We start from the raw sequence: 8,219 nt of genomic DNA, 5'->3' as shown, positions 1-8,219 counted from the left end.
CCCAGTAGGTCAGACCTGCTGGATCAGCTTCGTGGCCGAACAGGTTTTTGTAGATGGTGTTGACGGTTTGTGCTGTCGTCAGATTCGCGTAAGTCGCTGCGTATTCTGGTTGCACTGAGAAACTTTGTGCGATGTCTTTTAAAGACGAATTGCTTGCTACCCAATAGGCCAGACCCAACGGGTCAGCTGGACGGTTGAAATAAGCGATGTAAAGCTTTTGGATGTCAGCTGCTGTGTTGGCCATTTGGGGTCCTGGGAAGAGTAATAAGTAAATTGAGTGATTGCATAGGCAATATTTTTTTTGCGATAGCATAATCGCAGAAATGCTTTATTTGAGCGTGTGACGTAAATCACAATTACCAAGAAACTTGTAACAAGATTTAACGAAAATAGACGTTTTGCTGAAGAAGCATCCAATTAGTTTCTTTTGGTTAATTTAATGGCCGTAAAAAGTAATAAGAGAACGAATTTTCTGAATATCTGCAGAAATGCTTTTTATATGCGCGCTAACTCCAATTATGCCAATCAACAAACTCCAGATGCGCAGGCTACAATGCTGACTGAGAATAAATTTGCTGAATTTGAAAATACTCCCATGTCAAAACCCATGTTAAGTGTCGCTGAGGCGCTTGATTTTTTAATGTCGGCTGTTCGTCCGATAAAAGATATCGAGACTTTGACGACGATTGCCGCAAATGGCCGGATTCTTGCTGAATCGCAAATTTCTTTGTTGCATGTTCCACCACTGGATAATACGCAGATGGATGGTTATGCCGTGCGCGCTGAAGATTGTTTGAGTGGCGAAACCCGTATGCGTGTCAGCCAACGCATTCCTGCCGGGTATATCGGTCAGGAGCTGAAAGCTGGTACGGCTGCGCGCATATTCACCGGTGCAATGATACCGGATGGTGCCGATGCGGTAGTGATGCAAGAACAATGTACGATAGACGGCGAGTTTGTCACCATAAAGCATATCCCGAAAACTGGTGAGTGGATACGCAGGCAGGGTGAGGATATCACCGCGGGTGCCAATATTTTGCATAAAGGTGCAAGACTGCGTGGACAGGAACTTGGCTTGGCAGCCTCTGTCGGTCTGGCACAATTGCCTGTCATGCGTCAACCGAGGGTTGCCGTGTTTTTTACCGGTGATGAACTTGCCATGCCAGGCGAAGCCTTGAAGCCCGGCGCGATTTATAATTCAAATCGCTTTACTTTGACCGGTTTATTGCAGGCGCAAGGCTGTCTTGTGACTGATTATGGGATTGTCCCAGACAATCTGGAGGCGACACGCGACACTTTGCGACGTGCCAGCCAGGATCATGACCTGATTATTACTTCTGGCGGTGTATCTGTCGGTGAAGAGGATCATATCAAGCCAGCAGTAGAAGCTGAAGGCCGTCTGAGTATGTGGCAGATTGCAGTGAAACCTGGTAAGCCCCTGGCTTTTGGAGAAGTCGGGCAGGCTTTTTTTATCGGCCTGCCAGGCAACCCGGTGGCAAGTTTTGTCACTTTTCTATTATTTGTCCGGCCGTTCCTGTTGAAAATGCAGGGGGTGTGCAATGTCCAACCACAAACTTATTCCCTGCGTGCTGATTTTGACTGGTTAAAGCCTGATCGCCGAAATGAATTTTTGCGCGTTCGCATGAATAGCGAAGGTGGTCTGGAACTTTTTCATAATCAGAGTTCTGGTGTTCTGACTTCTACAGTCTGGGGCGATGGTTTGATAGATGTTGCGCCAGGTCAGATCATTCGTGCTGGTGATGCCGTGCGCTTTCTTCCATTTAGCGGCCTGATGGCTTAACTACCGTTACCATGAATATTCAATTACGTTTTTTTGCCAGCGTGCGCGAAAAGTTAGGTATGTCCGAGCAGAAAGCAGTATTGCCGCCAGATATAAAAACGGTGGGTGATGTAAGACTATGGTTAATAAGCCGTGGCGATGTATGGGCCGAGGTGCTGGCACCCGGGCGTGCATTGCGAATGGCTTGTAATCAGCAAATGTGCGAGCCGGATACCTTGATCAGCGAGGGGGCTGAAATTGCATTTTTCCCTCCGGTTACAGGAGGCTGACCGATGACGGTTCGCGTACAAAATGCTGACTTTGATTTGCATGCTGAACAACTGCGAATGCGCCACAGTCAGCCTGCCATTGGTGCGCTGGTCAGCTTTGTCGGACTGGTGCGTGACATGAATGACGGTGAAAATGTCACAGCGATGGAACTGGAACATTATCCAGGCATGACAGAAAAGGCGCTGGCAGTCATCGTTGAGCAGGCAAAAGCACGCTGGGATTTGATTGATACCTTGGTTATCCATCGGGTTGGTGTTTTGCTGCCTTTGGATCAAATTGTTCTGGTCATGGTGGCATCAAAACACCGCGGTAGCGCTTTTGCCGCCTGTGAATTCATTATGGATTACCTGAAAACACAGGCGCCATTCTGGAAAAAAGAACAAACCTCTGGTGGTGCGCGTTGGGTAGATGCGAGGGAGACAGATGACCAGGCATTGAAGAAATGGCATATTGAGGCAATTAAAACCGCAACGAACGGGGGCCAGGCATGACGATGCTGGGTATTTCGCAGTTGGACTAGCGGCTGTAATTGTGTATGGTTGCGTTGGGCTTTGGGTTTGGTTTAATTGAACTTAACGACGCCTATCCCTTGCCGCCAATGGGAGCTCTGTTAGAACCTTGGCAGCATCTGCCAGAGTTCATTGCTTCTTGTTTTGCGGGTCTTGCAAGCTTTCGTGCGGTAATCAAATAAAATTTGAATAATGTCTGGAGATGGAAAGTGTCCTGGCATTCCTGCCTGTATCCAGTTCAGTGACTATAGCCAGTTTTCCTGGATTTCCAGCTTTGCCGGAAACATATTGATGTATTGCACCAGTCTTGGTTGTCGCCCCCTGTTTGGCCGGCTTCCATGCGGCAACGCCTGGTGCCAGATAATTAAATCACCGGCTTTCCCCCCAATTGGCATTGATCCCAGCGCATGCAAATCCTGTTTCCGGGGATCTTCATCGTCTGCGAGACCGTTTAGCCATGTACTTAATTGATGGTGAAAGCCAGGTACCAGCGTAAGTGCTCCTTGTTCAGGCGGTGTATCTGTCAGGTATAAAATTCCCTGGGTGGCGAATGGTACAGGTTGTTGCAGGCTCATATCCCAATGCAGATCCGGTCCTTGAAAACGATAAGCATCTCGTTCGGGTACATTAAAACCGCAACGATCTACGCTGGCCCATAAATCTACAGTACCCCACAGTTGTGCATAAGCTTTGTGTATGCGCAGAGCACGTCGGTTTTTTTCAAATGCCGGCGCTTGAAATAGCTGCACCATGATGTTGGAATGCGAATCGTGATACCAGGAGTCAACATCATCTGGCTGCGCACCCACTGCATTCCAGACAACTTGCGCTGCTGCTGCACTATCCTGTTTTGAAACTGCTTCCGACAAAATCACGTAACCGAATTGTTCCCAATGTTGCAGATCATCTTGTGACAGTACATCTGGCATGCTGGCAATTTGAGCATGTAGAGCCATTGTCGCAGGCGACGCCTGCGTCTTGTTGATCAGTGCATGAAGGCGGGCAATACTTTCTGCTGAGGGGTGTCCGGCAGTAGCAACTACCCATTGCTCAAACTGGACAAAATCCGGCGCATGGACAAGTAAAAATTGGATGGTTTGTTCCAGACCCAATCCCAGGCTGTGTAGCATCAGGCGGTCCGTATGGTATTCGGTATTATTCCCATGGATTTCACCATTGCGAATTGCCATCATGCGCAACCAATAAGCTTTTAAATGCGGGACACCAAGTTGCCCCATATCATTTGTGTCGTGCGATAAGTCGGTTGATAAAGAGTAGGGCATGCGTAGAAATTAAAGTGGAAGGCGGTCTGAACGTGAGCCGCAGCTTAAGTTACAGCTGATAAATGCTGCATTGCTGTAATTATTATGTTCATACTGGGTATAATCATAGCAATTGTTTAACCATACTTGTATAAATTAATTTATGAGCGCTGATACATTTCCCCTGTTTCCACCAATAGAACCATATCGCAGTGGCATGCTGGAAGTTGATCAAACGCATACTTTGTACTGGGAAGAAAGTGGTAACCCTGAAGGTCAGCCAGTATTGTTTTTGCATGGCGGCCCAGGCGGTGGAACTTCACCCAACCACAGACGGTATTTTGATCCTGCCTATTACCGCATCGTCCTGTTTGATCAGCGCGGTGCCGGCAAATCCCTGCCATTGGGGGAATATCGCGACAACACCACGGCATTGTTGATTGACGACATAGAAAAGATCCGCGCCATGCTTGGGATAGAAAAATGGCTGGTATTTGGTGGTTCATGGGGATCGACCCTGGCGCTTGCTTACGGTGAGGCGCATCCTGAACCTTGCCTGGGTTTTGTACTCAGAGGGATTTTCCTTTGCACAAAAGCAGAAGTTGAATGGTTTATCAACGGGATGAAGTGGTTTTTCCCCGAGGTGCATCAGCGCTTTGCGGAAGGCGTACCTGAAGACGAGCGTGCAGATTTGTTGAGCGCCTATGCAACACGGCTGTTTTCCTCTGATCCTGCTGTCTACACAGAAGCTGCGCGCAACTGGAGTCGTTACGAAGGGTCATGTATCTTCCTGAGGCCGCAGTCTGATGCCATTGCAGACTTTGAATCTGATGCAGTTTGCATAGGTCTGGGGCGCCTTGAGGCGCACTACATGATCAATGGCGCTTTCATGCGTGAAGATCAGTTAGTGCAAGAGATAGGCCGCATCCGTCATTTACCTGCCGTTATTGTGCAGGGGCGTTATGACGTGGTCTGTCCACCGGTCACGGCGCAACGCCTGCACCAGGCCTGGCCCGAGGCTGCTTTGCACATGATCGCAGATGCAGGTCATGCAGGATCAGAGCCCGGTATTGCCCAGGCACTGGTGCGTGCTACCGAGCAATTCAAGTTGAACAGGAAATTTGACTAGAGTTGACTAGTTCAGCAAACCTGCCGGGGCAGCCTCGTTGCTCGCCCCTGGCATTTCCAGGTTGAAACCCCAGTCAGCCCGTTCAACCGCATCTTGAAAGAGTTTGCAAAACCCGTGCAGCAAACGCCTGCCCATTGCCACTTCAAAGCTTTTTCCACCCACCAGCAGAAATTCAAGGCGAAACGGCGCTTTGGCGTGTACGTGAAACTGTATGTTGTCGGGCAACAAAGCTTCCTTGCCCAGTGGCCAAGTATCTACATTGTTTTCATAAGGCGCATCAAAATCGCCACCTTCTGTCATCTGTGCAACGGATGCTTCATGCTCCATCTGCACCAGTTCTAGGCTGGCATGTGCTGCGCCTGGTTTCATCATTTTGATTTGCTTGGTCATGGCTTCGAGCAAGGCTGGCCAGAATTGCATGGTTAGCCGACGTGTGAAAATCACGTGAATTTCCTGCCTGGCAGTTTTATCCTTTTCTGCAAACGAAAATTTGACCAGTAGTCTATCCTGATCTGGTAAGTAGCTGATTTGTAATTGACGTAAATCCATAAGATGTTTGATTTTGCACAAGCGATGATGAATGTGCTTTTTTATATTCTTGAAATTGGCTCTGCTGCCCCAAATTGTATAGCTAACTAATTCTTACGGAGAATGTCGTGCGTCTCGATAAATTGACTACCAAGCTACAAGAAGCCCTTGCTGATGCGCAAAGCCAGGCTGTTGGCAATGATAACCAATACATAGAGCCAGTGCACCTGTTGTTGGCATTGATCAATCAGGATGATGGCAGTAGCCGCTCTTTATTGCAAAGGGCGGGCGTGAATGTTACTGCATTAAGCAATGCCTTGAAAGCAGCGCTGGAACGCTTGCCCAAAGTATCGGGTACCGATGGGCAGGTGCAGGCAGGGCGTGAACTGGTGGGCTTGCTCAACCTGGCAGACAAAGAGTCGCAAAAACGTGGTGACCAGTTTCTCGCCAGTGAAATGCTGCTGTTGGCATTGACTGAAGACAAGTCCGAAGCAGGCAAGCTGGCAAGGGAAAACGGTTTAACGCGTAAGGCGCTGGAACTGGCGATTTCTGCGGTACGTGGCAGTGCCAATGTTGATACGCAAGATGCGGAAGGGCAACGTGAGGCCCTGAAAAAATATACCCTCGACCTGACTGAGCGTGCTCGTCTGGGTAAACTCGACCCTGTGATAGGGCGTGATGATGAAATTCGCCGTGCTATCCAGGTCTTGCAACGCCGCAGTAAAAACAACCCTGTCTTGATTGGTGAGCCTGGTGTGGGTAAGACTGCAATCGTAGAAGGCCTTGCTCAACGAATAGTGAATGGTGAGGTGCCTGATAGCCTGAAATCGAAGCGCGTTTTATCGCTTGATATGGCTGCATTGCTGGCTGGCGCAAAATACCGCGGTGAATTTGAAGAGCGCTTAAAGGCGGTTCTCAAAGAAATTGCCTTGGATGAAGGGCAGACCATCGTCTTTATTGATGAATTGCATACTATGGTGGGCGCCGGTAAGGCCGAAGGTGCCATGGATGCCGGCAATATGCTGAAACCGGCCCTGGCCCGTGGCGAGTTGCACTGCGTCGGTGCTACTACTCTGGATGAATACCGCAAATACATAGAAAAAGACGCAGCGCTTGAGCGCCGCTTCCAGAAAATCATTGTTGACGAACCCAGTGTGGAAGCAACGATAGCGATTTTGCGTGGATTGCAGGAAAAATATGAAGTTCATCATGGCGTTGATATTACCGATCCGGCGATTGTTGCCGCCGCGGAGTTGTCACATCGCTATATAACAGACCGGTTTTTGCCAGACAAGGCGATTGACCTCATTGATGAAGCCGCAGCGAAAATCAAGATAGAAATCGATTCCAAACCTGAGGTCATGGATAAGCTGGACCGTCGCCTGATCCAGTTAAAGATAGAAAAGGAAGCAGTTAAACGTGAAAAAGATGAGGGGTCAAAAAAACGCCTGTTACTGATCGAAGACGAAATCGACAAGCTTGCGCGCGAATACGCCGATCTGGAAGAAGTCTGGAAGGCAGAAAAAGCCATCGTGCAGGGCAGTACCCACATCAAGGAAGAAATAGAGAAAATTCGCTTGCAGATGGATGATGCCAAACGCAAAGGCGACTGGCAAACCATGTCGGAATTGCAGTATGGTCGTTTGCCTGAACTGGAAGCGCAACTCAAGCATGCAGATACGCAGGCGGACAAGAATCAACAATCCAATGGCAAGTTGAAGCTGTTGCGCACTCAGGTTGGCGCAGAAGAAATTGCTGAAATCGTATCGCGTGCGACTGGCATCCCCGTATCACGCATGATGCAGGGTGAGCGTGAAAAACTTTTGCAGATGGAAGACGCATTGCATCAGCGCGTGGTTGGTCAGCATGAGGCGATTGAAGCGGTGTCGGACGCGATCCGTCGTTCACGTGCTGGTCTGGGTGACCCTGGACGACCTTACGGTTCTTTCCTCTTCCTCGGGCCGACAGGGGTGGGTAAGACAGAATTGTGCAAGGCCCTGGCGAATTTCATGTTTGATACTGAAGAATCACTGATCCGTATCGACATGAGTGAATTCATGGAAAAACATTCTGTTGCACGCCTGATCGGCGCGCCACCTGGTTATGTAGGCTATGAAGAGGGCGGTTACCTGACGGAAGCAGTGCGCCGCAAACCATATAGTGTGATCTTGCTTGATGAGGTGGAAAAAGCGCATCACGATGTATTCAATGTGTTATTGCAGGTACTGGATGACGGCCGCATGACTGACGGGCAGGGTCGCACGGTAGATTTTAAAAATACCGTGATCGTCATGACTTCGAATCTGGGTTCGCATCAGATTCAGGCCATGGAAGGCAGTGACCCTGAAGTCATCAAAATGGCTGTCATGGGCGAGGTGAAAACCCATTTCCGTCCTGAATTTATTAACCGCATTGATGAAATCGTCGTCTTCCACGCGCTCGATGCGAAAAATATTGGTGCCATTGCGAAGATACAACTTAAAACACTGGAGCAGCGTTTGCATCAGATGGATATGGGTCTGCAAGTATCAGATGCAGCCCTGCAAAAAATTGCGGAAGCGGGATTCGATCCTGTGTATGGCGCACGACCCTTGAAGCGCGCCATACAGCAGGAGATTGAGAATCCCTTGTCCAAAATGATATTGCAGGGTCAGTTTGGGCCGAAAGACATCATCGGAGTCGACGCAAAAGACAGTGCGCTGGTGTTTGGCAAGGTTTGA

At 49.0% G+C, this 8,219-nt stretch carries 8 protein-coding genes; 5 read left to right on the top strand and 3 right to left on the bottom strand.

What is annotated here, in order from left to right; genetic code table 11:
* Window positions 1–244, bottom strand: a 244-nt coding sequence (locus ACO0LH_RS26170; protein WP_422944086.1) for a DUF4214 domain-containing protein, incomplete at its 3' end; no start/stop codon positions are given.
* Between the two features lie 351 nt (window positions 245–595).
* Here ACO0LH_RS26170 and glp point away from each other — a divergent pair.
* From glp to moaE, 3 genes are read left to right on the top strand one after another with little or no spacing between them, the layout of a single operon-like run.
* Window positions 596–1,801 (top strand): gephyrin-like molybdotransferase Glp, encoded by a 1,206-nt coding sequence (gene glp / locus ACO0LH_RS26165; RefSeq protein WP_422944085.1) that lies wholly within the window; start codon window positions 596–598, stop codon window positions 1,799–1,801.
* Window positions 1,802–1,812: 11 nt separating this feature from the next.
* Window positions 1,813–2,070 (top strand): molybdopterin converting factor subunit 1, encoded by a 258-nt coding sequence (gene moaD / locus ACO0LH_RS26160; protein WP_422944084.1) that lies wholly within the window; start codon window positions 1,813–1,815, stop codon window positions 2,068–2,070.
* A 3-nt stretch (window positions 2,071–2,073) separates the two neighbouring features.
* Window positions 2,074–2,562, top strand: coding sequence for a molybdopterin synthase catalytic subunit MoaE (moaE, locus tag ACO0LH_RS26155; protein ID WP_422944083.1), 489 nt, complete (start codon window positions 2,074–2,076; stop codon window positions 2,560–2,562).
* Window positions 2,563–2,825: 263 nt separating this feature from the next.
* On the opposite strand, the gene ACO0LH_RS26150 is transcribed toward moaE, so the two are convergent.
* Window positions 2,826–3,863 carry a phytanoyl-CoA dioxygenase family protein gene (locus ACO0LH_RS26150; protein ID WP_422944082.1) on the bottom strand — a complete coding sequence of 346 codons (1,038 nt, stop codon included), beginning with the start codon at window positions 3,861–3,863 and terminating at the stop codon, window positions 2,826–2,828.
* Window positions 3,864–4,005: 142 nt separating this feature from the next.
* Between ACO0LH_RS26150 and pip the strand changes: the two genes are divergently transcribed.
* Window positions 4,006–4,971, top strand: a complete 966-nt coding sequence (pip, locus tag ACO0LH_RS26145) for a prolyl aminopeptidase (RefSeq protein WP_422944081.1) — start codon at window positions 4,006–4,008, stop codon at window positions 4,969–4,971.
* Between the two features lie 6 nt (window positions 4,972–4,977).
* Here the strand turns inward: pip and ACO0LH_RS26140 are convergent, their stop codons facing one another.
* Window positions 4,978–5,415 (bottom strand): hypothetical protein, encoded by a 438-nt coding sequence (locus tag ACO0LH_RS26140; RefSeq protein ID WP_422944080.1) that lies wholly within the window; start codon window positions 5,413–5,415, stop codon window positions 4,978–4,980.
* A gap of 212 nt (window positions 5,416–5,627) precedes the next feature.
* Here ACO0LH_RS26140 and clpB point away from each other — a divergent pair, with 212 nt between their 5' ends.
* On the top strand, window positions 5,628–8,219 hold the full coding sequence (gene clpB, locus ACO0LH_RS26135; protein WP_422944079.1) for an ATP-dependent chaperone ClpB: 2,592 nt from the start codon (window positions 5,628–5,630) through the stop codon (window positions 8,217–8,219).

This window comes from Undibacterium sp. TJN19, assembly GCF_049339485.1.
In the GTDB taxonomy this organism is placed as follows: domain Bacteria; phylum Pseudomonadota; class Gammaproteobacteria; order Burkholderiales; family Burkholderiaceae_D; genus Undibacterium.
Note: the sequence above shows the minus strand (reverse complement) of the source record. Positions and strands in the feature narration are given on the sequence as shown.

Coding starts and splice junctions, on each gene's coding strand:
- glp (WP_422944085.1), top strand. CDS start 596: ATGTCAAAACCCATGTTAAGTGTCGCTGAGGCGCTTGATTTTTTAATG.
- moaD (WP_422944084.1), top strand. CDS start 1,813: ATGAATATTCAATTACGTTTTTTTGCCAGCGTGCGCGAAAAGTTAGGT.
- moaE (WP_422944083.1), top strand. CDS start 2,074: ATGACGGTTCGCGTACAAAATGCTGACTTTGATTTGCATGCTGAACAA.
- ACO0LH_RS26150 (WP_422944082.1), bottom strand. CDS start 3,863: ATGCCCTACTCTTTATCAACCGACTTATCGCACGACACAAATGATATG.
- pip (WP_422944081.1), top strand. CDS start 4,006: ATGAGCGCTGATACATTTCCCCTGTTTCCACCAATAGAACCATATCGC.